Origin of the sequence: Psychroserpens mesophilus (assembly GCF_050617655.1) — a bacterium.
Lineage (GTDB): Bacteria > Bacteroidota > Bacteroidia > Flavobacteriales > Flavobacteriaceae > Psychroserpens > Psychroserpens mesophilus_A.
The window spans coordinates 294,237-319,524 of the sequence record NZ_JBODQC010000004.1; the positions used below are offsets into that span (position 1 = coordinate 294,237).

The 25,288-nt window shown below is 33.2% G+C and carries 22 protein-coding genes; 4 read left to right on the forward strand and 18 right to left on the reverse strand.

Annotated features, from left to right (window positions below; genetic code table 11):
* Positions 1 to 53 precede the first annotated feature (53 nt).
* Positions 54 to 1,931 carry a tetratricopeptide repeat-containing sensor histidine kinase gene (locus ACRHNM_RS10060; RefSeq protein ID WP_431136167.1) on the reverse strand — a complete coding sequence of 626 codons (1,878 nt, stop codon included), beginning with the start codon at positions 1,929 to 1,931 and terminating at the stop codon, positions 54 to 56.
* A gap of 82 nt (positions 1,932 to 2,013) precedes the next feature.
* Entirely contained in the window at positions 2,014 to 3,219 is a 1,206-nt protein-coding gene (gene lysA / locus ACRHNM_RS10065; RefSeq protein WP_431136169.1) for a diaminopimelate decarboxylase, read from the reverse strand.
* A 120-nt stretch (positions 3,220 to 3,339) separates the two neighbouring features.
* On the opposite strand from lysA, the gene ACRHNM_RS10070 reads away from it, so the two are divergent.
* Positions 3,340 to 3,996 (forward strand): hypothetical protein, encoded by a 657-nt coding sequence (locus tag ACRHNM_RS10070; protein ID WP_431136171.1) that lies wholly within the window; start codon positions 3,340 to 3,342, stop codon positions 3,994 to 3,996.
* Between the two features lie 114 nt (positions 3,997 to 4,110).
* Complete coding sequence (gene sucC / locus ACRHNM_RS10075; RefSeq protein WP_431136173.1) at positions 4,111 to 5,301, forward strand: ADP-forming succinate--CoA ligase subunit beta; 1,191 nt, start codon at positions 4,111 to 4,113, stop codon at positions 5,299 to 5,301.
* A gap of 48 nt (positions 5,302 to 5,349) precedes the next feature.
* On the opposite strand, the gene ACRHNM_RS10080 is transcribed toward sucC, so the two are convergent.
* Together ACRHNM_RS10080 and ACRHNM_RS10085 are read right to left on the reverse strand one after the other, a co-directional pair.
* Entirely contained in the window at positions 5,350 to 6,048 is a 699-nt protein-coding gene (locus ACRHNM_RS10080; protein WP_431136175.1) for a phosphoadenylyl-sulfate reductase, read from the reverse strand.
* Positions 6,049 to 6,120: 72 nt separating this feature from the next.
* Positions 6,121 to 6,387, reverse strand: a complete 267-nt coding sequence (locus ACRHNM_RS10085; protein ID WP_431136177.1) for a DUF1456 family protein — start codon at positions 6,385 to 6,387, stop codon at positions 6,121 to 6,123.
* A gap of 363 nt (positions 6,388 to 6,750) precedes the next feature.
* Here ACRHNM_RS10085 and ACRHNM_RS10090 point away from each other — a divergent pair, with 363 nt between their 5' ends.
* Entirely contained in the window at positions 6,751 to 7,152 is a 402-nt protein-coding gene (locus ACRHNM_RS10090; RefSeq protein ID WP_431136179.1) for a TerB family tellurite resistance protein, read from the forward strand.
* Between the two features lie 99 nt (positions 7,153 to 7,251).
* Here ACRHNM_RS10090 and ACRHNM_RS10095 read toward each other — a convergent pair whose 3' ends face one another.
* From ACRHNM_RS10095 to ACRHNM_RS10115, 5 genes are all read right to left on the reverse strand, one after another.
* Positions 7,252 to 7,692 carry an SRPBCC family protein gene (locus ACRHNM_RS10095; protein WP_431136181.1) on the reverse strand — a complete coding sequence of 147 codons (441 nt, stop codon included), beginning with the start codon at positions 7,690 to 7,692 and terminating at the stop codon, positions 7,252 to 7,254.
* On the reverse strand, positions 7,693 to 9,699 hold the full coding sequence (gene uvrB, locus ACRHNM_RS10100; protein ID WP_431136183.1) for an excinuclease ABC subunit UvrB: 2,007 nt from the start codon (positions 9,697 to 9,699) through the stop codon (positions 7,693 to 7,695).
* Positions 9,700 to 9,735: 36 nt separating this feature from the next.
* Complete coding sequence (locus ACRHNM_RS10105) at positions 9,736 to 13,113, reverse strand: T9SS type B sorting domain-containing protein (RefSeq protein ID WP_431136185.1); 3,378 nt, start codon at positions 13,111 to 13,113, stop codon at positions 9,736 to 9,738.
* A gap of 49 nt (positions 13,114 to 13,162) precedes the next feature.
* A complete protein-coding gene (locus ACRHNM_RS10110; RefSeq protein ID WP_431136186.1) occupies positions 13,163 to 15,682 on the reverse strand; it encodes a gliding motility-associated C-terminal domain-containing protein in 2,520 nt (839 codons plus the stop codon).
* A 68-nt stretch (positions 15,683 to 15,750) separates the two neighbouring features.
* Entirely contained in the window at positions 15,751 to 16,758 is a 1,008-nt protein-coding gene (locus ACRHNM_RS10115; RefSeq protein WP_431136188.1) for a glycosyltransferase family 2 protein, read from the reverse strand.
* Between the two features lie 102 nt (positions 16,759 to 16,860).
* Between ACRHNM_RS10115 and ACRHNM_RS10120 the strand changes: the two genes are divergently transcribed.
* On the forward strand, positions 16,861 to 18,795 hold the full coding sequence (locus ACRHNM_RS10120) for a peptidase M61 (protein WP_431136190.1): 1,935 nt from the start codon (positions 16,861 to 16,863) through the stop codon (positions 18,793 to 18,795).
* A gap of 9 nt (positions 18,796 to 18,804) precedes the next feature.
* Here the strand turns inward: ACRHNM_RS10120 and ACRHNM_RS10125 are convergent, their stop codons facing one another.
* The 9 genes from ACRHNM_RS10125 to ACRHNM_RS10165 form a co-directional block, all read right to left on the reverse strand.
* The gene (locus ACRHNM_RS10125) at positions 18,805 to 19,587 is read right to left on the reverse strand and encodes a TIGR02757 family protein (RefSeq protein WP_431136193.1); all 783 of its coding nucleotides are present in this window, start codon (positions 19,585 to 19,587) and stop codon (positions 18,805 to 18,807) included.
* A 12-nt stretch (positions 19,588 to 19,599) separates the two neighbouring features.
* Entirely contained in the window at positions 19,600 to 19,980 is a 381-nt protein-coding gene (locus tag ACRHNM_RS10130) for a Rid family detoxifying hydrolase (protein WP_431136195.1), read from the reverse strand.
* 87 nt (positions 19,981 to 20,067) lie between these two features.
* On the reverse strand, positions 20,068 to 21,114 hold the full coding sequence (gene arsB, locus ACRHNM_RS10135; RefSeq protein ID WP_431136198.1) for an ACR3 family arsenite efflux transporter: 1,047 nt from the start codon (positions 21,112 to 21,114) through the stop codon (positions 20,068 to 20,070).
* Between the two features lie 3 nt (positions 21,115 to 21,117).
* A complete protein-coding gene (locus tag ACRHNM_RS10140) occupies positions 21,118 to 21,750 on the reverse strand; it encodes a low molecular weight phosphatase family protein (RefSeq protein WP_431136200.1) in 633 nt (210 codons plus the stop codon).
* Positions 21,751 to 21,762: 12 nt separating this feature from the next.
* Positions 21,763 to 22,230 (reverse strand): DUF6428 family protein, encoded by a 468-nt coding sequence (locus ACRHNM_RS10145; RefSeq protein WP_431136202.1) that lies wholly within the window; start codon positions 22,228 to 22,230, stop codon positions 21,763 to 21,765.
* A gap of 49 nt (positions 22,231 to 22,279) precedes the next feature.
* A complete protein-coding gene (locus tag ACRHNM_RS10150; RefSeq protein ID WP_431136204.1) occupies positions 22,280 to 22,609 on the reverse strand; it encodes an ArsR/SmtB family transcription factor in 330 nt (109 codons plus the stop codon).
* A gap of 177 nt (positions 22,610 to 22,786) precedes the next feature.
* Positions 22,787 to 23,470: a hypothetical protein gene (locus tag ACRHNM_RS10155; RefSeq protein WP_431136206.1), complete on the reverse strand. Its 684-nt coding sequence runs from the start codon at positions 23,468 to 23,470 to the stop codon at positions 22,787 to 22,789.
* 275 nt (positions 23,471 to 23,745) lie between these two features.
* Positions 23,746 to 24,540 (reverse strand): cation transporter, encoded by a 795-nt coding sequence (locus ACRHNM_RS10160; RefSeq protein ID WP_431136208.1) that lies wholly within the window; start codon positions 24,538 to 24,540, stop codon positions 23,746 to 23,748.
* 170 nt (positions 24,541 to 24,710) lie between these two features.
* The gene (locus ACRHNM_RS10165) at positions 24,711 to 25,199 is read right to left on the reverse strand and encodes a hypothetical protein (protein ID WP_431136210.1); all 489 of its coding nucleotides are present in this window, start codon (positions 25,197 to 25,199) and stop codon (positions 24,711 to 24,713) included.
* Positions 25,200 to 25,288 lie beyond the last annotated feature (89 nt).

Sequence of the window (25,288 nt, forward strand, 5' to 3'; positions counted from 1 at the left end):
TTTTAACATTGCTTTAACAAATTTTTCAATGAAGACGTTGTCTTAACATATGTTTATGCAGCTGTTTTTGTTTTAAATTGAAAGGATACAGAAGTGCCATTTTCATGATGTTCTTCCATCACACCATTGAGTTGAAGCGTTAATAATTTTATCAGCTGTGAACCAAAACCAGTGCCTTTTGGAGACGCGTCAAAAGTTTTGCCTACACCATTATCAACAACTTTTAAGGTTAGGGTTTCAGAATTAGGTTTGCTCAGGCTGATTTTAATTTTTCCTTTACTGTTTTCTGGGAAAGCATATTTTAAAGCATTTGTAAGTAATTCATTTACAATTAGTCCAATAGGAACAGCAGTATCAACATCAAGTTCTAACTGGTCCATGGCACATTCAATTTTAACTTTATCTTCTGCGTTGAATGTATCTAAAATACCATCACTGAGATTTACAAAATAATCTTTCATATCAATGCATCCCAGATTATCACCTTGATAGAGTTTCTGATGAATAATTCCCATCGATTGAACTCTGTTCTGACTTGCAATCATGGCATCTTTTGTAGCTGAGTCTTCTAACTCTGCAGATTGTAATGAAATTAAACTCTTTACCAACTCAAGATTATTTTTTACACGATGATGAATCTCCTTTAAAAGCAGTTCGTTTTCGGCATTTTTAACCTTAATGAGTTGTGTAGTTTTTTTGTTTTTACTGAAAAAAAACAGCAACACTATAAGTAATACAGCCAGTAAACAAGCAATGATTATAAAAAGGGTTTGTACTCTGCTCTTCTGTTGAATTAATACTTCCTGACTGGCAATGGCTTCGTCCTTTTTACCTGTTTCGTATTTAATGACCGCTTCAGATTCTAAATTAGCAATTCTTTCTTGAAGAACCTGTACAGAATTTGTATGAGCTTTTTCTTTATAAAGCATTGCATTTTCAAAATCTCCTAAGTTAGCATAGCATTTTGATAAGTCATCGTATTGTTGAATGATGGTTGTCTGACCTTTCTTTTCGTAGGCTTCAACACCAGCCGATAAGTGATTTAAAGCTTTTAAATAATCCTTTTGAAGTAAATAGACTTGTCCAATTTCTGTTCTGTAAGTCGCACAGCGTTCTTCGCCAATTATTGCAACACATAATTCCCATGATTTGATATAATCTTTTAGAGCATTGACGTAATCTTTCGCTCTAACATAAACTTCACCTCGATACGAATGTGCTTTTACAGGTATAAATCTTTCTTCAGGAACTTTTTGCTCAGCGATTTCTAAACAGTATTCAGTAGCTTGATAGGCTTTTTTAAATTCGCCTAGCTCACCATAACTGATAATTAAATTAAACTGTGCCATTCCAAGTAAACCATAATTTTTAGTTTTTTCTAAAAGAGGAATGGCTTTATTGGTATATTCAACAGACTTATTATAATCTTTCATGACCTGATACAACACACCAAGCGTTCGATAAGCACTTCCTAATCCTTCATCGTCCTTTAGTTCTTCATACATAGGAATCGCCTTAAAAAGTACGTCTTGTGATTTTTCTAATTCTCGAGCTTTAAGATAGTTTTGAGATAGTGTTTCGTAAGTGTCAGCAATTTTCTTTTTATCAGTCCCTTTTTTATAATATTCAAGCACTTTTGAAGTGTGATACACTGCAGAATCTGGAGAAAAAATTCCATTGTAAGCATGCCATGTTGATAGTCCTTCATGAATCTGAGCCAGAGTCGAATCAGTTTCTTTATTTTGTGCACGCTTTAAAGTTTGAAGTCCAATCTTATGAGTTGAATTTGAATTTTTATAGTTAGCTTTCATCCATGAGATGCAAGAATCAATAGATACCGTTTTAAATGCATCAGACGTTATAAAATTTTGAGATTGTCCTGATGTATAAAATAAAAAAGCTAATAAAAATGAAAAGATTGGTGTTTTCATGTCTTTTAATTAATAACATTAAAAGAGTTGAGGTCATACCAAATATACTAAAAAAGCACTACAGTCACTGTAGTGCTTTTTGTTATAGTGTTATCTCCACTTGATTCTTTAAGATATCATCAAAAGTTTCACGTTTGCGAATGAGATGTGCTTTATTCTTATACCAGAGTATTTCAGCAGGACGATAACGAGAGTTGTAATTAGAAGCCATTGAATAGCAATACGCACCAGCATTTTTAAACGCCAAAATATCATCTTCAGTAATTTCATTAATGCGGCTGTTGTTTGCAAACGTATCTGTTTCACAGATGTAACCCACTACTGAATAAAAACGTTCGCGACCTTTCGGGTTTGAGATATTAATAATGTCATGTTGCGACCCATAAAGCATTGGTCTGATTAAATGATTGAAACCTGAATCTACTTGTGCAAAAACAGTAGATGTTGTTTGCTTTACCACATTTACTTTCGTTAAAAAGTAACCTGCTTCACTTACTAAAAATTTTCCCGGTTCAAAAGCTAAGGTGAGTGGTTTACCGTAATCGTTGCAAAACTCATTAAATCGTTTGGATAGTTTTTCTCCTAACTCTTCAATATTTGTTTCAATATCTCCTTTTTTATAAGGCACTTTAAACCCAGAACCAAAGTCGATAAACTCTAAGTTTTTAAAATTTTTGGCAGTTTCAAATAAAATCTCACTGGCATATAAAAACACATCAATATCTAAAATATCGCTTCCTGTGTGCATGTGAATACCATTAATAGTCATATTAGTGTTTTCTACAATACGAAGTAAGTGTGGAATCTGATGAATTGAAATTCCAAATTTACTATCAATATGTCCCACAGAAATATTCGTGTTTCCGCCTGCCATCACATGTGGATTTATACGAATACAAACAGGTGTTTTTGGATGTTTTGTGCCAAATTGTTCTAGTATAGAAAGGTTATCAATATTGATTTGTACGCCGAGTTTTGAAGCCATTTCTAATTCTTCAAGCGATACACCATTAGGAGTGAAAATAATGTCTTCTGCTTTAAATCCAGCTTTGAGTCCGAGTTTAACTTCCTGAATCGAAACCGTATCTAATCCAGAACCTAATGTGTTAAACAATTTTAAAATTGAAATGTTTGATAAGGCTTTCACTGCATAATTCAATTTGACTTGTTTTACCTTATTAAAAGCAGATGTTAAACGTTGATACTGAGATTTAATTTTATCAGCATCGTATACATAAAGAGGACTTCCGAAGTCTTTAGAAATTTGTAATAAGGTGTTGTGTTTCATTAGTCTCGAACTCTTAAAATTACTGTTTTTCAATAGACAAAAATAGATGTAATCTTTAGTATGAACATGAAAATGTAAAAATATTGCTAATTTTGCACATAATGTTAAATAATTAACAATTTGAAAACCATAGCCTCATGCGTAGAACGCATTATCATCTCAAGTCCTTTTTTAGAAGAAGGCTTATCGCGGCAAATCATCAATTATTCTGCTCTTGCGAAAGATTTAAATAAACAAATTTCTGAGATGTTAAAGAAACCAGTAAAAGATGGAGCTATTATGATGGCTTTAAGGCGTTACCATCAACCTATAACTATTGGAAATTCTAATCGTTTAACCAAAGCCTTTAAGAATTTAGGAGATATCACAGTTCGATCAAATTTAAGTGATTTTACGTTTCAAAATTCTAAATCTCTGATTCATAATCATTCTCGAATTTTAGAAAAAATCAGTGATAATCATCAAATATTTTATGCTTTTACGCGTGGTATATTTGAGAGTAATATTATTATTTCAACTTCTGAAAAGGATAGTATATTAGAAAACTTTAAAAAAGAAACACAAATAGGGTTTCAAGACAAATTATCTGCTATTAGCATTTATTTACCAAAGGGAAACTCAAAAATCTCCGGATTGTATTATCAGATTTTTAAGCAATTGGCTTGGGAAAACATCACATTATATGAAGTCGTTTCTACAACAAATGAATTTACAATCGTTGTAGAAGACCATTTGGTAGATCATGCATTTTCAATAATCAAGCGGTTAAAGGACTGAGGTTCTTAATTTGGCATAAGAAAAATTAAAACGGTACAAATCAATATTAAAAACTATTGGTAAAACGCAATAGGTTAACTATTTTTGCGTATCTAAAATTTTACTCTAAGAAAGATGAATTTACACGAATATCAAGGAAAAGAATTATTAAGCAGTTTTGGTGTACGCATTCAACGAGGTATCGTTGCGCAAAATGCAGATGAAGCTGTTGCTGCAGCAAAGAAATTAACTGAAGATACAGGTACAGGTTGGCATGTGATTAAAGCACAAGTTCACGCAGGTGGTCGTGGAAAAGGAGGTGGAGTTAAGTTAGCTAAAAACCTAGATGAGGTAAAAACCATTGCAGGTCAAATTATAGGAATGGATTTAGTAACTCCTCAAACGTCTGCTGAAGGAAAACGTGTTCATCAAGTATTAGTTGCTGAAGATGTATATTATCCAGGAGATTCAGAACCTGAAGAATACTACATGTCTGTTTTATTGAACAGAGCTAATGGTCGTAACATGATTATGTATTCTACAGAAGGAGGAATGGACATAGAAACGGTTGCTGAAGAAACTCCTCATTTAATATTTCATGAAGAAATTGATCCAGCTACAGGTATTTTACCGTTTCAGGCACGTAAAATTGCGTTTAATTTAGGACTTTCAGGAACAGCGTTTAAAGACATGACAAAATTTGTAACGTCATTATACACAGCTTATGACAAGTCTGACTCTTCTTTATTTGAAATTAATCCTGTTTTAAAAACAAGTGATGATAAAATTATGGCTGTTGATGCCAAAGTGTCTTTAGATGATAATGCGTTATTCAGACATAAAGATTTAGCAGCTTTACGTGATTTACGAGAAGAGAATCCTATTGAAGTTGAAGCAGGAAAATTAGGTTTAAACTATGTGGATCTTGACGGAAACGTTGGTTGTATGGTTAATGGAGCAGGATTGGCAATGGCAACAATGGATTTGATTAAACAAGCAGGAGGAGAGCCAGCTAACTTTTTAGATGTTGGTGGTACTGCTGATGCAGCTCGTGTTGAAGCTGCTTTTCAAATTATATTAAAAGATCCTGCAGTAAAAGCAATTTTAATCAATATTTTTGGAGGAATCGTTCGTTGTGATCGTGTTGCTCAAGGTGTCATTGATGCGTATAAAAATATGGGTAATATTAATGTGCCAATTATTGTACGTTTGCAAGGAACCAATGCTGATATTGCAAAAGAATTAATTGACAATTCTGGTTTAGACGTTATGAGTGCTACCGAATTTCAGGAAGCTGCAGATAAAGTACAACAAGTGTTGTCTTAGTATTAAAGATATATAACAAAAAAAGGCTCTCAACATTGAGAGCTTTTTTTATAAATGCAAACCACATTCAGTTTTCGGATTGTTATTCCAGCGTCCACTGCGATCCTTGCCTGGAATAGTACAGTGTTTACAGCCAATAGAATTATATCCTTTTTCAACTAGTGGGTGAAAAGGCAGATGATGTTCTTTTATATAAGCGTCGCGTTGCGCTTTAGTAATATCTAACAATGGGTAGAACTTTAAAATATGTCCTCTTAATTCAAAGATGTCCAAAGTAGATCGATGATCACTTTGCCATCTCATTAAACCAGAAACCCAAACGTTGTACTTTTTTTTAATGGAGTCTAAAGGTTTTACCTTGTTGATAGAACAACAAAAATCAGGGTTTTTTTTCCAGGTTTCATCTTTTGTCGTAAAATCATGCTCCTCCTTTAAAGCACTAATTGATGTTACATGCAATCCATATTGTTTGGTCAGCTGATCTTTGTAGTCCAAAGTGTCTTTAAAGTGATAACCAGTATCAATAAAAAACACCTCTTGTTTTGTGTTGATTTCAGAAAAGAGCTTTAATAAGAAAGCTGAGGTTGCTGCAAATGAACTTGTAAGCATGACCTCTGTAACATCAAAATCTATGTATAATTGCTTTATACGCTCTCGTGCTGAAAGGGGTTTATATGTTTTATTTAAAAATGCTATTTGCTCTGCTGAAATTTCAGAAGCATTAATAGTTGTAGAGTTGTCAAGCATATTCTTATCTAGGACTTTTTAGTCTTATTTGTTGCAATTTAAGAAAAGTTCAGCAACAAACACCATAGGAATTTACTTTTTTGATGTTTTATGTTTAGGTGAAACTGTTGTTTCTTTCTTAGGCATCGGACCACGTAGATGGATAATTAATCCGTTGAGGAAGTTTCTTAAAATTTGGTCACCACATTCCATATAATTAGGATGGTCTTCTCGTCTGAACATGGCATTCAATTCACTTTTTGTAATTCTAAAATCGACCAGTTCTAAAATTTTAACAATATCATTATCACGAAGTTTATGAGCTACTCTTAATTTTTTAAATATGTCGTTATTAGTCATTTACTTTAGTTTAGAACGTTGAAAGTTAAAAAAGACACATAATTTGAAGTTCGCTTTAGTAGTATTCAATTACCACAGAAACATCAACCTTTTTAAGTGAAAATTATTTAAAACGAATGTACGTAAAATATAATGATTTTTTGAGATGCATTTCATCGATAATAATTTTCAACGATGCAAAAATCGATGAAATACATTGTTTTTTCAAATCACTGATAAACAGTATGTTATAATTTAAAAACACATGAAAGTAGGAAAAAACCGATGAAAAGTAGTTTTTTTTTCGATAAGTTACAGTTTATCAAGGTTTACGGAAAATTAAACTTATTAACTTTAAAAAAGTAAAAATCATAATCCCTCGTCATGATAAATCGCGTTGAAAAATTGAGCTTGCTTTCTGAAATGATTGCTTTCGCACAGAAAAATGAAAATATAAAATCCATTGAATACAAATTTCTTTTTGGCGTTGCCAAACAACTGGATATTTCAAAAGAAGATTTCGACTATTTAATAGAACATCCAGTGACTTATGTAAATCTTAAGTCGCATAGTGAACGTATCGTACAATTTCATAGATTGGTATTGTTAATGAATTTAGATCACGAGATTAGTTCTAAGGAGTTGGTAAAGCTTCATAATTTCGGATTGAGAATGGGTTTAAGTCACGAATCTATTAATAGAGTTCTTGATCTAATGGAAAGTTTTCCTAATAAAGTTGTACCACCTGATTTCTTAATCGATATTTTTAAGGTTCAGTATAATTAAGTAAAACTTAAATAGTATCGCTTTTAGCATAATTCATTTTACCAGCTGGATTTATTCGGAAGAAGAACAGAATCTGATATCTATTGTAGCTTGTTATAATCAGTGTTTTCTATTAAAATAATTAACCAAACTGGTCTTTATAAAATAGTTCCAGCCAGCTAAACAACGTTCTCTTTTGAATTCAGGAATGGTGTCTGAAAAGTCTTCAGTAACCTTTGTTGTTAAAGTCAGTTGAGTATGATTGTCTGTTTCAGATAAATGAAATGTTACGAACGAATTACCTTCATAACCTTCATATTTCCAGTTGTAAACGATTTTTTTGAAAGGAATGACTTCAGTGATTTCCCAAAGGTGAAGAAAGACTCTGTCTTCAGAAGTTATTTTAAATTGAGTTTTAAATCCAACAGAAGGTTCAAAAGCGGGAATGTTATCAAAAAACCATTGTTTCATGTCACTAAGATCCGTTATGGCTTTCCAAACGTCTTCAACAGATTGATGAAAATTTTGTTGAACTTTTATTACTGGTTCGTTAACTTTCATTTACGACATGTTTACTTTTTCTAATTTTTGTTGATAGGTTTTAATTTCATCACGAAGTTGTGCTGCAATAATAAAATCTAAAGCTTTAGCAGCTTGCTCCATCAGTTTACGTTTTTCACGAATTTTCTTTTCTAGCTGACTTTTGGTTAAATATTCGCTTTCTGGTTCAGCAGCTTTTGCAGCTTCCAATTCATAACTATATGTACTTACTGAATTTTTCGTTAAGGCATTATCTAAACTCTTGTTTAAAGCTTTAGGGACTAGGTTATGTTTGGTGTTGTAAGCAATTTGTTTTTCGCGTCTGTATTCAGTTTCATCAATGGTTTTTTGCATACTTTTGGTAACTTTATCAGCATACATTATGGCTTTTCCGTTAAGATGTCGCGCAGCTCTACCCACAGTTTGAGTTAGTGATCGTGCTGATCGTAAAAACCCTTCCTTATCTGCATCAATGATAGCTACCAAAGAGACTTCTGGTAAATCCAAACCTTCACGCAATAAGTTTACACCAACCAGAACATCAAACAAGCCTTTGCGTAAATCTTGCATGATTTCTACACGCTCAAGTGTATCGACGTCACTATGAATATAGCGACAGCGAATTTGAATACGATCTAAATATTTAGTCAGCTCTTCAGCCATGCGTTTGGTTAATGTGGTGACTAGAGTACGTTCATCTTTTTCGATGCGTTGCTGAATTTCTTCAATTAAATCATCTATCTGGTTTAAACTAGGACGTACTTCAATCACAGGATCCAAAAGTCCAGTAGGTCTTATAACCTGCTCAACATAAACACCATCTGTTTTTTGCAACTCATAATCGGCAGGAGTTGCACTTACATAAATGACCTGATTTTGAAGTGCTTCAAATTCCTCAAATTTTAAAGGTCTGTTATCCATAGCAGCAGGCAATCGAAATCCGTATTCTACCAGATTTTCTTTCCGACTTCTGTCTCCACCATACATGGCATGCACTTGAGAAATGGTGACATGACTTTCATCTACAACCATTAAAAAATCGTTTGGGAAATAATCTAACAAACAGAATGGTCGAGTTCCAGGTAAACGTCCATCTAAATATCTTGAGTAGTTTTCAATTCCTGAACAATAGCCTAATTCACGAATCATTTCCAAGTCAAATTCTGTGCGTTCTTTTAAGCGTTTAGCTTCTAGATGCTTTCCAATTTCTTTAAAATAATCGTATTGTTTAACCAAATCATCTTGAATCTCTCGAATTGCTCCTTGAAGCACATCTGGAGAGGTTACAAACATATTTGCAGGATAGATGTTAAGTCGGTCATAATGTTCAATAACTTCATTGGTTTGAATATTGAACTGCTCGATATCTTCAATTTCATCACCAAAAAAGTGAATGCGAAATGCATCGTCTGCATAACTTGGAAATACATCAACGGTATCACCTTTTATTCTGAAATTACCATGATTAAAATCTGCTTCTGTTCTGGAGTATAAACTTTGTACGAGTCGATGTAATAAATCGGTTCTGGAAATCTCCTGATTCACTTCTAACGAAATCACATTTTTCTGAAACTCCACAGGATTTCCAATACCATATAAACATGAAACTGAAGCAACAACAATCACATCACGACGACCAGATAACAGAGAAGATGTCGTGCTCAAACGCATCTTTTCAATTTCTTCATTGATAGATAAATCCTTTTCTATGTAAACGCCAGAAACAGGAATGTAAGCTTCAGGCTGATAGTAATCGTAATAGGATACAAAATATTCCACAGCATTTTCAGGAAAAAACTGTTTAAACTCAGAATAGAGCTGAGCTGCTAAGGTTTTATTGTGTGCTAAAACCAAAGTTGGTTTCTGAACCTCTTCAATCACATTGGCAACTGTGAAGGTTTTTCCAGAGCCTGTTACACCAAGTAAAGTTTGATATTTTTCGTTAGCATTAATGCCTTCAACCAACTGTTGAATGGCTTGAGGTTGATCTCCAGTAGGCTTAAATTCGGATTGTACTTTGAAACGCATCTTACAAAGTTACATAAAAGTTATGTGTAATTGGAACTATCGTTTTAAAGTAAAATGACCTTTTAATTGCTCGCCAGTCCTTAAATTTATAATATACCAGTAATCATTAGTTTCAAGTGCTTTACCATTATAAGTACCATTCCAGGAAACCGTATTGCCTACAATGTGTTTAAGAAGCTTACCATACCTGTCAAAAATAAAGATGTCTCTGATAACATTTTTCGTATCAATGATTTTCCAAGTGTCTTTATAACCATCATTATTAGGTGTTAAAAACTTAGGGATGAATAAATCTAAAGCGATTTCAAAAAACAGATATTTGGTAATACAACCTCCAACTTCCCTCACATATAAGATATAGGAACCAAGAGGTAAATCTGAAAAGATATGACTTGTCTGAAAATTGACGCTATCTATGGAATATTCATAATTCAGAGTCTGATCATTCATGGTAACGGTTAACGTTCCATTAAGGATTTCAATGTTTGCTTCTGTAAGGTTGAAATCCGTTGAAGATCCAATAATCACTGTAAAACTGGATTCATTTGAGCAGATATCAGGTGCAGTTCCGACTTCATTGTAGATAAAAATTGTTTGAGTTGTCGAAATAACATCACCAGCATTTAATGGTGTTCCAGTACCATTAGTTCCAGTGAAATAACTTCCATTGGTTAAAGTTGGTAAGGTGTAATCTGTACACACATTTTGATTGGCAATGGTATCGACTAAAGGTGTTGCAGAAATCGTCACTGTAAAACTGGATTCGTTCGAGCAGATATCAGGCGCAGTTCCGACTTCATTATAAATAAAAATTGTTTGAGTTGTTGAAATAACATCACCAGCATTTAATGGTGTTCCAGTACCATTAGTTCCAGTGAAATAGCTTCCATTGGTTAAAGTTGGTAAGGTATAATCTGTACACACGTTTTGATTGGCAATGGTATCGACTAAAGGTGTTGCAGAAACCGTCACTGTAAAACTGGATTCGTTTGAACAGATATCAGGTGCAGTTCCGACTTCATTGTAAATAAAAATCGTTTGAGTTGTCGAAATGACATCACCAGCATTTAATGGTGTTCCAGTACCATTAGTTCCAGTGAAATAACTTCCATTGGTTAAAGTTGGTAAGGTATAATCTGAACATACGTTTTGATTGGCAATGGTATCGACTAAAGGTGTTGCAGAAACCGTCACTGTAAAACTGGATTCGTTTGAACAGATATCAGGTGCAGTTCCGACTTCATTGTAGATAAAAATCGTTTGAGTTGTCGAAATAACATCACCAGCATTTAATAGTGTTCCAGTACCATTAGTTCCAGTGAAATAGCTTCCATTGGTTAAAGTTGGTAAGGTATAATCTGTACATACGTTTTGATTGGCAATGGTATCGACTAAAGGTGTTGCAGAAACCGTCACTGTAAAACTGGATTCATTTGAGCAGATATCAGGTGCAGTTCCGACTTCATTATAAATAAAAATTGTTTGAGTTGTTGAAATAACATCACCAGCATTTAATGGTGTTCCAGTACCATTAGTTCCAGTGAAATAGCTTCCATTGGTTAAAGTTGGTAAGGTATAATCTGTACACACGTTTTGATTGGCAATGGTATCGACTAAAGGTGTTGCAGAAACCGTCACTGTAAAACTGGATTCGTTTGAACAGATATCAGGTGCAGTTCCGACTTCATTGTAAATAAAAATCGTTTGAGTTGTCGAAATGACATCACCAGCATTTAATGGTGTTCCGGTACCATTAGTTCCAGTGAAATAGCTTCCATTGGTTAAAGTTGGTAAGGTATAATCGGTACACACATTTTGATTCGCAATGGTATCGACTAAAGGTGTTGCAGAAATCGTCACTGTAAAACTGGATTCGTTCGAGCAGATATCAGGTGCAGTTCCGACTTCATTGTAAATAAAAATTGTTTGAGTTGTCGAAATGACATCACCAGCATTTAATGGTGTTCCCGAGCCATTAGTTCCAGTGAAATAGCTTCCATTGGTTAAAGTTGGTAAGGTATAATCTGTACATACATTTTGATTCGCAATGGTATCGACTAAAGGTGTTGCAGAAATCGTCACTGTAAAACTGGATTCGTTTGAGCAGATATCAGGCGCAGTTCCAACTTCATTGTAAATAAAAATTGTTTGAGTTGTCGAAATAACATCACCAGCATTTAATAGTGTTCCAGTACCATTAGTTCCAGTGAAATAACTTCCATTGGTTAAAGTTGGTAAGGTATAATCTGTACATACATTTTGATTCGCAATGGTATCGACTTCTGGAGAGGTAATTTGAAGTTGGACAGCAATACTTGTCAGATCACAAGAGGATGAAGTGATTTCACAATAATATTGGTTATCATCAAAGTTTAAAGGAATGTTATTTATTCCTAAGGTGTTAGTTGTCGCTCCTGAGTAGTTGGCATTGTTAACAACATCAATCCAGTTTCCTGAAGCATCAAGAATTTTCCATTGGTAAGAATAAGTTCCAGTATCAACTGAAACAGAAAACGTAGTATTACCATTTTCACAAACCTCTTGAGATGTGGGTTGGGTTATGTTTACACTAATCGGATCTTCTGAGTGGTTTCCTAAACCTGAACAATCTTCAGTATCTGAAAATGTCCATTCATTTATATCAAAGGTCGTTGAAGGTGCAACAGCATCAGAATTTCTAATAAAAGTGTAACCTATGTTCACATCAGTATGCATCACATCAATTGGTACAGAATTTTTAAGAAGAATAATTTCATCATTTTCATTGATACCAGCGCCAAGATTTAAATCAGCAACTAATCCGCTACAAGCATTTCCTGTACTTCCCATTTCAATAATAAAGGTGTCGAATGGATTAATAGTACCTGTTAAGGGAATTGAATAACTTGGAGTGGCATTGCCGATATCACCATAACGATCAATTTGGTATACACCATCTAAAACAATAACAGCGCTTGTTGGATTATAAAGTTCGATAACACCATAACTTCCTCCATCAGAATCATAGACTTCAGAAATATAAACCTCATTGTTACCTAAATTACAATCAGAATCAATTTGAGTAAAAACTGTTGGAGATACACCAGTACAACCACCAGAACTAGTCATAGAAATTGTTGAAGTAGCTGCTATTCCAGCAGGCACTACAACCTCTATTTCAGTGTCATTTATGATGTTGAATGAGGCATTTATTCCATCAAATTCTATTGAGGTGACAGCGTTGAAATTACTTCCGCTTACTGTTATTAAAGTGTTTTCTGGTCCGCTTAAAGGGAAAAATGATGATATTATTGGAGCAGGACATAAACTATTAGCTATTGTACTTACAGTATTTTTATTTGTATTAAAAGAATAACTTTGATTGCATGCCAAAAGCACACATAACAAAGCAGATAAAAAAAATAAACGTTTCATTAAGTGGTATTAGAAATCAAAAATAAATAATATTTAATTAGTTCTATTTTTATTTGTTCAGATATACCCAACCAATATATTCGTTTTGAGTAGCATTAGAATCATTAAGATTCAATACATAAAAATAGGTTCCAACGGGAAGCACACTATTGGTATTCATTAGTCCTTTATTTGCGATACCATACCATTTATTATTGTTGTTTCCTTCAAAAATTAATGATCCATAACGGTTATAGATTTTTAATTTATGATTTTGGTAATTATCATATAAACCTTGAATATTGAACCAGTCGTTTTTACCATCATTGTTTGGTGAAAACCCTTTAGGAATAACTAATTCTCCATAATCTACTGAGATGTCAAATAGTATAGACTTTATAACGCAACCGTTAATATCGCTAACATATAATATATGTTCTCCATTAGAAAGATTTGTAAATGTAACATCAGACTGAAAGGCTTCATTATCAATAGCGTATTCATAAAGTATTGTGTTATCTGTCATTGTAACTGTTATTGCGTCTTCATCAATTGCGATATTGCTATCTGTGAGTGTGAAATCTACAGCAGGATAAATTATGACATCGAAACTTGATTCGTTAGAACAACTATTTCCAGTGTTTCCTGTTTCGTTATAAATATAAATTGTTTGTGAGGTTGTAATCATATCTCCAGCGTTTAGTGTTGTTCCGTTTCCGTCTGTAGCTGTAAAATAGTTACCGTTAGTTAATGTAGGAAGCGTATATTCTGAACAAACACTTTGATCTGAAATTGTATCAACTTCAGGAATTTGATTGATAGTGATATTAAAACTACTCTCATTAGAGCACAAATCTGGAGCTGTCCCAATTTCTATATAAATATAAATAATTTGAGAGGTAGTAATAGTATCACCAGCATTTAATGGTGTTCCTGTGCCATTAGTTTCAGTGAAATAATTACCATTCGTCAAGGTCGGTAATGTATATTCAGCACACGCTATTTGGTTGCTTAGTGTATCTACAACAGGAGTTCCGTTAACAGTAACTGTAAAACTAGATTGGCTAGAACAACTCAACGAAGATGTATTCACTTCATTATAAATATAGATTGTTTGAGTGGTAGTGACAAGATCACCAGCATTCAAAACTGTTCCTGTACCACCAGCTGCTGTAAAATAATTACCATTAGTTAATGTTGGCAGAGTGTATTCAGTACACACGGCTTGGTTTTCTAGAGTATCTACCTCAGGTGTTTCTGTAATGGTAACTGTAAAACTGGTCTCATTAGTGCAGGTTCCAACACTATTAAAGATGTAAATAATTTGTGATGTAGTGATTTGATCACCAGCATTTAAAGCGGTTCCTGTTCCGTTAGTGTCTGTAAAATAAAAACCGTTAGTTAAATTAGGTAAGATATAACTACCACAAACATTTTGGTCTGTTAATTCATCAACTTCTGAGGTTGTGACATTTAATTGAGCGGCATTACTAGCTAGGTTACAATTTGCAGAGGTCATTTCACAATAGTATTGATTTCCGTCAAAATTGATTGGCACATCAGTAATACTTAATGTATTGGTTGTTGCTCCGGAATAGTTAGCATCGTTAGACACGTTAACCCAATTACCTGAAGCATCAAGTGTTTTCCATTGATAGGAAAAAATTCCGCTTTCTACTGAAACTGTAAATGCTGTTGGGTCGTTCGCACACATATTTTGGTTTGTAGGATGTGTAATTTCTGGTGTTTCAGAAGATGTAGGATCAGCAGTGTGCATTCCTAGGTCAGTACACACTTCAAAACTGTCAATCAACCAATCTAAAGCATTGAAAGTGCTACTTGGAGCACTGGCATCAGCATTTCTTATGATGCTGTACCCTTTCTCATCAGGAGCATGAACAAGATCTATTACAATATCGTTTTTAAGAAGTTTAAACTCATCATTTTCATTAAATCCAGTGGCAGTTTCTAAATCTGTCGCAACACCACAATCGGTTCCTGTACTTCCCATTTGAATAATGTAAGTTTGTTGTGCCGCAATAGAGTTTACTAAAGGAATAGAAATACTTGGATCTGCATTTCCTATATCTCCATATCTTTCAATGGTGTAGATGTCATCTAAAGCAATTGTAGAATTTGTAGGATTATAAAGTTCTATAATGCCATAACTACCTGTTTCTGAATCAAAAATTTCAGAGATATAGACCTCTCCTGTAACACATTCTGATGTGATGAGAGTAAAGTTCGTTGCAGCATTTCCAATACAGCCACCAGAACTTGTGATAGAGATCATTGAGCTATCTGTGACTCCGGAAGGCACAAATGCAGAGATTTCGTTAGCGCTAATAATGGTAAATGAAGCCTCTATTCCGTTAAAAGCTACAGATGAGGTTGTGTCAAAATTACTTCCCTGAATAGTAATTAATGTGTTTTCCGGACCAGCAACAGGTGAGTAAGATGATATGATAGGTGCCGGACAATAGTTTTTGACACTAATTAACGCAGAAGTATTTATTAGATTAAATGCATCAGCTTGATTTGTAAACAAAAAAAAAGATAGAATAAAAAATGTAAAGATGTTTGATTTCATAGCTTTAAAATGTGTAGCAAATTAAATAATAATTCTATGATTTTATATTAAGTAAGTGTTACTTTTAATTAACAAAATAAGAAGTAATCTTTCATAACTTCCATATGTATAGATGTAAAATAGAACTTAATCGCCTCTTGTTCCTTTGCATTTGCTACAGTAACAATGCTTTGCGGCTTTTGAAGTGCTTTTAAGTGTTTATAATGAAATAACTCTATTCCATAAATATGTTTTCCTATTTTTTTGGGATTATCACAAATCCATATAAAATCAATACCTTCTTTTTGCAAGAGTTTAGCTATGATTTTACCTTTCTTTCCTGCTCCCCAAAGCGTAAGCGATCTTGAAATACTATAATTAAGTTTTAGAAAATAATGTAATTTGATATCCAGAAAATAATTTTCGGCATAATTACTATCTGTTCGTGATGCTCTAGTACTATAATCTCTCCAGTAATGTAAAAGGTGGTTGCTTGGAATACATTTCATATTGTTTTCATAGAAACGAAACGTTAAATCGTAGTCTTCGGGATAGCGATCAGGATTGAAAGCACCACAAATTAATAAATCTTCACGATGTATCATCCAGCAAGGCGAAGGGATGACACATTCTTTGTATATTTCAGAGTAGTTTTTACCTTTAGAAGTCAGGTTGTTTAACCAGGATTCGTATTTCGCATAACCATCACCAATTCCCGATTCACTAAAGTATTTTACCAAGCCCAAAGCGATGTGTTTTCTTCCATGCTTTTGTAAATCATTCATCATAATGGTTAATTTTTCAGGATGCATAATATCATCGCTATCCATTCTTGTGATGTAAATTCCTGAACTTTTTTTAAGAGCTAAACGCAAAGCATCAATGATGCCAGAGCCTGAATTCTTAAATAATTTAATACGATTATCATGTTTAATGAATTCTTCCACAACAGAATAGCTGTTGTCTGATGAATGATCGTCAATAATTATTAATTCCCAACGCTCATAAGTTTGTTTAATAACAGACTTTAAACATTCTGGTAAAAACTCAGATGTGTTTTTAAAAGGTGTAAGTATACTAATCAATGGTTTAGGCATACGGCTAAAATACAACATCTATTTTAACAAAAACTTTGCTAAATTAAGTGTAACCTATTGTAGTTTTGTGCGTCTAAAAAAAAAGAAAAATTAAAAATAGTTATGAAACATATTCTATCAATCACAGTTGTAAGTCTTTTGCTTTTTGCTTGTAGTTCTTCAAATACCAATACTAATGATTTAGCAACTGCAAATCCTATAGTAACTGCAATTGATTTAACTCAAGTTGTAGATGATAAAGCTCCTGTTGTTATAAATCCAGGACGATTTACTCAAGATACAGTAATCTATAGATTACCAAGAATTATTCAAGGAAGTTATGCCGTTAATGATTTCGGAAAATATATTGATGATTTAAAAGCTCTAGATTACAATGGAAACACCCTTTCGGTAAGTAAATTAGATGATAATACATGGCAAATTGTTAATGCCACACGTCTCGATAAATTAGAATACTATGTTAACGATACTTTTGAATTGGAAGTTGCTGGAGGAATTGGAGAAGAGGTTCCTTTTTCTCCTGGAGGAACAAATATTTCTTCAGAAAATTATGTATTGAATTTACATGGATTTATTGGTTATTTTGATTCACTAAAAAATGCGCAATATACTTTAGCTGTTACAGCTCCTGCAAACTTTAAACGGACTTCTGCATTGCAAAACACCAACCTGAAGTCCAGTCCAGATGGTACTAAGATTACGACAAGCTATTTTGCACCTCGTTACTTTGATATTACAGATAACCCAATGATGTATGGTAAATTAGATGTAGAAGAATTTATGGTAGGTGACATCAAGATTGTTTTAAGTGTATATTCTCCAAATAAAAAGCACAAAGCATCGACATTAAAAGAAACTGTGTTTAAAATGATGGAAGCTCAAATGGCTTATTTAGGTGATATTAATACGACATCGCGTTATGATATTTATTTATATCTAACAGATAGAAGTGAAGGTCAGCCAAAAGGATTAGGTGCTTTAGAACATCACACATCAACTGTTGCTGTATTATCAGAAACCAGTACTCCAGAGCGTTTGTCACAATCTGTCATAGACGTTATTGCTCATGAGTTTTTTCATATTGTAACACCACTTACCGTACATTCTGAAGATGTACATTATTTTGATTACAATCAGCCAACATTTTCTAAGCATCTATGGATGTATGAAGGTGTTACTGAGTATTTTGCACAGCATTTTCAAGTGTATGAAGGTTTAATCAGTAAAGAGGACTATTACAAAGAAATTAACTCTCAAATTTTGAGATCTACAATATACTATGATGATGCAATGAGTTTTACTGAAATGAGTGAAAATGTTTTAGAAGAACCTTTTAAAACTAATTACGGAAACGTATATGAAAAAGGTGCGTTATTGGGTATGTGTATTGATATTCTCATGCGTGAAGAAAGCAATGGAAACAGAAGCATGCTTAGTCTAATGAAAGAATTATCAAATACGTATGGAGTAGAAAAACCGTTTGAAGATGACGCTCTTATTGATGAAATTGTAGATATGACTTATCCTTCTATAGGTGAATTTTTAAACACACATGTTACAGGTAAGACACCTGTAGATTACAGTGTGTTTTTAGATAAAGTAGGTTTAACTTTTGAAGAAACAAAGGTGGAAACTGGCTTTATCCAATCTGCTAAAGGCTCTATTTTTGCTGCAGATCAAGACAAAGGAACTTTGTTTTTTGCATCAAATGTAAGCGATAATAGTTTTTGGGCAGAACAAGGTGTTCTTGAAAATGATGTTGTTACATCTGTAAATGGTCAAGACGTTACTTTAGCCAATGCCAGAGCAATTTTAATCCAGCTGTATAACGCAAAAGTAGGAGATGATATCAATGTCGTTTTAGATAGAAATGGTAAAGCAGTTAGTATCAATACAAAATTTACTCCAGCTTATACCACCAAAACGGATATCATAGAAGATAAGAACGCTACAGCAGACCAAGTTAATGTTCGTAAGGCATGGTTAAATTCTAAGTCTGGTACAAATATAACAGATGACAAAACTAAATCGGAGTAGTAATTGTATTTAAAAGCCTTCAAAAGCACCCAGACCAAATAGGGCAAAATCATATTTTACGGGATCAATAGGATCTAGTTGTCGTAGTGCATGATCTAATTCGCTTAAAGCTTTACCATCATTTTGCTTGCGTTTGAGTAAGCCTAATTTTCGGGCGACATTACCTGAATGTACATCTAGCGGACAAGATAGCAGTGAAGGACTGATGCTTTTCCAGATGCCAAAATCGACGCCATTCTGATCCTGACGAACCATCCAACGTAAGTACATATTAATGCGTTTTGCTGCTGAATTTTTTAAAGGATCACTCACGTGTTTTTGGGTTCTTGGCAAATGACTAATTTCAAAAAAGTGTGTTTTAAATTGATGTATAGCAAATTGAAGAGAGTGTTCTTTAGCATTAACAGAAAATACAGATTCTAACCCGTTGTGATTTTTGTATATGTGCTTTAAACTTTTGATAAACTGAATAAAATCCAAACCATTGAAAGTGCGATGCACAAAGTTGGTTAAATTGTCTAAATCTGATTCCTGATGATGGATTACAAAATCGTATGGAGTTTGGTCTAATAATTCCATCATTTTATAAGCGTTATTGATGATGCTTTTACGATTTCCCCAAGCAATAGTAGCCGTTAAAAACCCAGCAATTTCAATATCTCCCTTCTTAGAAAATTGATGAGGTATTTGTATGGGATCACTTTCTATAAAATGTGGATGATTATACTGTTCGACTTTTACATCCAGAAATTCTTTAAGTTCTTTTTTTGAGAGTTTTAAACGTTTTGACAAAATAGGGTTGAATTACTTAACAGCAATCATGCTAATTTCAACATTAACAAATTTAGGAAGATTTGCTACTTCAACAGTTTCACGTGCAGGAGCAGAATCGGCATCAAAATAGGTGGCATACACATCATTTATTTTAGAAAAGTTGTGCATGTCACTAATAAAAATAGAGGTTTTAATCACATTTTCGAAGTTCATTCCGGCAGCTTCTAAAACTGCCTTTAGGTTGTCCATAACCTGTTTGGTTTCCGCTTCGATAGAATGCATAATAAGCGCTCCTGTATTTACATTCAAAGCTATTTGACCTGAAGTATATAAAGTGTTTCCTGTTAAAACGGCCTGATTATATGGTCCAATTGGAGCAGGCGCTTTTGGTGTGTTTATAATTGTTTTCAAAATGGATTGTGATTTAAATCTGTGGGAACGAAATTAATTAAAACAATTGAATTTTTGCTCAGTTCTAAGTTTTTGATTTTATAATTCTTAATGTGTGGTATTCCCGAAATATTTTTTCCGTAACCAAAACGAAACGCGAACTAATAGAATCAGCGCAGGAACTTCTACTAATGGACCGATTACACCTGCAAATGCTTGTCCGGAATTTAATCCGAAAACAGCAATAGCAACAGCAATAGCTAATTCAAAATTATTTCCTGCTGCAGTAAAAGCGACAGCAGCTGTTTTGTCGTATTCAGCTCCCATAGCTTTCGTAAAGAAAAATCCAATAATGAACATTAAGCTAAAATAAATAAGTAATGGAACAGCAATAATGATAACATCCATAGGAATTTGTACTATCAATTCACCTTTTAATGAGAACATTATTATAATGGTAAATAAAAGCGCTATGAGTGTCATTGGTGAAATGGCTGGAATGAATTTTTTGGTATACCATTCTTCACCTTTAAGTTTTACTAAAATAAGTCGACTTAAAATCCCCATGACAAACGGAATGCCAAGATAAATGGCTACACTTTCAGCAATAGTTCCTATTGAGATATCGACAATAGCACCTTCAAATCCAAAATAGGGAGGAAGAACAGTTATAAATATCCAGGCATAAAAACTGTATGCAAACACTTGAAAAATGCTATTTAAGGCAACTAAACCTGCTCCATATTCGCTACTACCTTCAGCAAGGTCGTTCCAAACTAAAACCATTGCAATACAACGCGCTAAGCCAATTAAAATTAATCCGACCATATATTCGGGATAATCTCGCAAAAATGTAATTGCTAAAACGAACATTAAAACAGGACCAATAATCCAGTTCAGAATGAGGGAAATAGACAAGATTTTTGTGTTTCTGAAAACTTTTGGCAGAAGTGCATAATTAACCTTTGCCAAAGGTGGATACATCATTAATATTAATCCAATCGCAATTGGAATGTTGGTTGTGCCACTATTAAATGTATTGATAATAGTAGGAAATGTTGGTATAAAATATCCAAATCCAACACCAATAGCCATAGCGACAAATATCCACAAGGTTAAATTTCTGTCGAGAAAACTTAATTTTTTTGTTGCCATTTTTTAAGAGTTTATTTGAGAGAAAACATAACATAATTCAGTTGCAATTTGCAAACTTCTTTCGTTATATTTTTCAGCCTGTTGTGGTGTATTGTCATATGCTTTTGGGTCTTCAAAAGTTATAGGAATACGTTTTTCTGCACCTGATACAAATGGACATGCTTCATTTGCTGAATCACAGGTCATAATTGCAGCAAATTCAGATTTTGGATTAAAATCATCATCCAACTTTTTTGAAAACCCAATAACAGGATGCTCATTGTCAGCATATTTAATACTGTAAATCGGATTGTTATTTTTTGAAATTTTATTTACTTGAAACCCTGAATGTTGTAACGTTTCGGCAACCATGGGAAAAAGGGCTGTTGCTTCAGTTCCTCCAGAATAACAATGTACATTTTTAATACTGAAGTAGTGCGCCATAGTTTGTGCCCAGACTTGAGACAAATGACTTCTTCTCGAATTGTGAGTACAGATAAAATTGATTCTAATCTGTTCATTAGATGAGGTTTTAGTCTGAATGAAATCAATTAGAGGTTGTATGACTGATTTGCGTTCATCAGAAATAGTTTGTAGGTTTAATTTTTGAATGAATTCTTCTATTTCTGAAAACAGGGTTGATTGTCTGGTTGTCATTATCTTAATGTTTTAGCAACAATTTCCTTCTGGAGAACAGCAAGGCTCATTATTTAATTCTGATAATTTTACTTTCGGTTTTTCAACAGGTATTCCGCAGTTATCTTTTGCCAAACAATCTGTTTGCTTTGTTGTTAAAAGAAAAGTTGTTCCATTAAAATCAAGTCCGAATTTACCAATCGTATCACCTTGATATTCCACTTCAATCTCTAAATCTTCTATCCCTAAAACTTTTTCTGAAAGTTCTATTATGCTTACTAATTTTTCGGGATGTAACCTGTGGTCATAATCGTTAGCATTCCAAAGTTGAAAATTTACAACTTCTTCATTGCGAACCGTTCCTCCACAATCAATAAAGTGTTTTGTTATTTTTCCAACTTCTGTAACATGAAAGTGATTTGGAACTAACTCTCCGTTTGGCAACTGAAATGAAATTGTTTCCAGTTGATTCAGTTTACTTTTAATTTCTGATAGTTTCATTTTATATTTATTTATTGCGATTATACGATTAAATGATTTAAATTTTTTTTTAGCAGCAATCTGTTTTGGAGATGTCTTGATCTAAAAATTGATTCATAATGTTTTTCATTTTAGTCCAGTTTTCAGTGTCGATGCAATAGCAAACACTTGTACCTTCAACATTTCCTTTGATTAAGCCAAGATATTTCAATTCTTTGAGATGTTGTGAAATTGTGGGTTGCGCCAAACCGATTTCATTAACCAAATCACCACAAACACAGCTATTAATTTTAAATAAATGTTGTAAAATTGCTACTCTGGCTGGATGCCCGAAAACTTTTGCAAATAGGGCAATTTCGTTTTGCACATCAGAAAATATTTCAGTTTTAGCTAATCCCATATTGTTTAATTTGTATATTGCAATATTACGATTAATATTTTGTTTCTCAAAATTTATCTGATGAAGATTAGTAGTCTTTACAAAAATCAAGTTAATAAGATAAATTAAACCTTAGAGTAAATATCATGTCACCCATTGAAAGAGTTTACGGATTACGTATTTTGTTAATGACTTTTATTATTCATTATCATCTGCTAAAGGTGAAATCATAATGTGAGCTCTGTGGGTTCCAGGATTCATAATCCAAGGATGATTTGAGCCTACAGGTTTTTCAGGTAAACCAGTAGATTGAGACGTAGCAAATGGTAAATAAACGACATAGCGGTATTGTGCGCCTTCTACTTGAGATGTTTCAGGATCGTAAAGTTCTTCTGATCCATAATAGATATGTAGTGTTGATCCTGGTTTTCCCATGTCTAGCTGGCCTGATTTTGCTTCTTCTTCTCTAATATCAAAAATTTCAGTTGCTGATTTTCCGTCGGCTCTTAATTCCCGACCTCTTGCCATAAAAGGTTCAAGATCTTTGTGGTAGCAGGCTGCATTAAATCCAGGTTTTTTAGGATTATCGGTAAGTACAATGAATTCGTTTTCTCCTTCTCTGAAAGTTACAAATTCACCAGCCATATTATAGCCTATAACTTTACATTTATCTCTGCTTACTTCAGGAGCAGCCATTAATGCTGTTGCAATCAAAGCTTCGTCGGAGTTAATAGCGACTAATTGAGTCTTAACCTTATTTAATACGCTATCTGTTACTGTTTCTTTTACAGATGATTCTTCAGATGTATTTTTGTTTTTGGGTGAAGTATTACAGGAAATTAAAACTCCAGCTAAAATGATAGTTACAATAATTTGTTTCATTGTTTAAGTTGTTTGTGATTAGTTATCGATTTTCTACAAATTCCACTTGCTTTTCCATGCTTTGTAAGCATTAATGTTTTAGATAAAGTTCCAATTCCAAATGCTATTGATTTAATAGAATCTTTCGCTAGGTAATTTTTAACTTAGCTCGGTTTTTTCTATTTGTTAGAACTAAGTTACTAAAAAGAAAATGAACCAATAGGACAAACCGCTGAGATTTTACGAGTACGTTAAAACTGAGATTGAGTTACGCAAGGTATTATAAACTGTACATTTTACTTTCCTAATTTTAAAATTCTAAATGCACCTTGTATTACTAAAACAAAAACTATAGTTCCAATAATTAAATCAGGTTTGTTTGAACTGAACAAGTTTACCAAGATCCCAGCAATTATTACTCCAAGATTAATAATAACATCATTTGAAGTAAATATCATACTTGCTTTCATATGTGCTTCTTCTTTACTTTTTGATTTTTGTAAAATATAAAGACATATTCCGTTAGCAATAAGAGCAAAAACAGAAACAATAATCATTGTTGAAAAGTCTGGTATCTGTTCTGACCCAAAAAATCGTCTCAGAACTTCTGCAAATCCAATTACTGCGAGTATTATTTGAAAGTATCCGGCAAGATTTGCAATTCGTTTTTTTCTGATTAACGTTCCGCCAACAGCAAAAAGACTAATTCCGTAAACAAAGCTATCTGCAAGCATATCTAAACTATCAGCAACAAGTCCCATTGATTTTGAAACCAGACCTGTAGTCATTTCGATAATGAAGAATGTAAAATTAATTAAAAGTACAGACCAAAGTATTGTTTTCTGATTTTTAGTTTCTTTGAAGTTTATTTGATTGGTTTGTTCAGTAGCTAGTTTCTTTCCACCAAGTTTTAATTCGACGATAGATTTTTCTATTTGTTGAATGTCTCCGATATGAAAGATTGTTAGCTTTCGGTTTGGAATATCAAATTCTAAATTCACAATACTTGAAATTCCATCTAATTTCATTCGGATTAGAGTTTCTTCTGAAGGACAGTCCATTTTGGTGATTTTAAATATCGATTTTTGCATTCAGTTTCTGTTTAAGTATTGGTTGTAACGAGTTGTGTATCGTGTCGTTGGTAAGAACTAAGCTAATAAAAGAAAGCGAACAATAGAAAAATCTGATAGGATTTTGTGTAGTACTTACCAACTAAGCAAGCTGTTTATTCATGTTGTTTTTAGGATGTAAACGGTTTCTGTTAATTTTTTTTCCAACTAATGAATACCAGAAAATTACCGATTCCAATATATAACTGTTGTAAAACACCAATTACGAGTAATAGTTTTAGCCATGTAATATAGTCTAATGCTGCTACAAAATGTAATATTATCAGAGCTGGACCTAATATTATGTCCAATATATCTTTTAATCCTCTAAATTCAGGTTTAATTTTATATTTAATAGCTGTATGAATAATTGAGGTAAAGTTTGCCAGATGCATTAATCCAATACCCAAGTTCGCTAATCTCCAAATTAAAGAATTATCTTGAGTGGCAATACCAATTATCTGTGGTAATAGTGAGCCAACTAAAGCCGTCAAAGTTGTAGTGACTAAAGCTTGAAATCGTATTTTTTCATAATTATCCCAGTCATCAGAACTATGTTTTAAAGCAACAACAACTCCTGTAAAACCTAAAGTTCCTAAAGCTATTTGAGCAAGAGTATTTAATAAATCGGAGTGTTCCATGGCTTAATTTAGTGTATTATACTGAAATAGGTTGACCTTTTTTGGGTTCATTTTTCGTTAATTAAAAGGTCAAATATTCTAAATTTAGT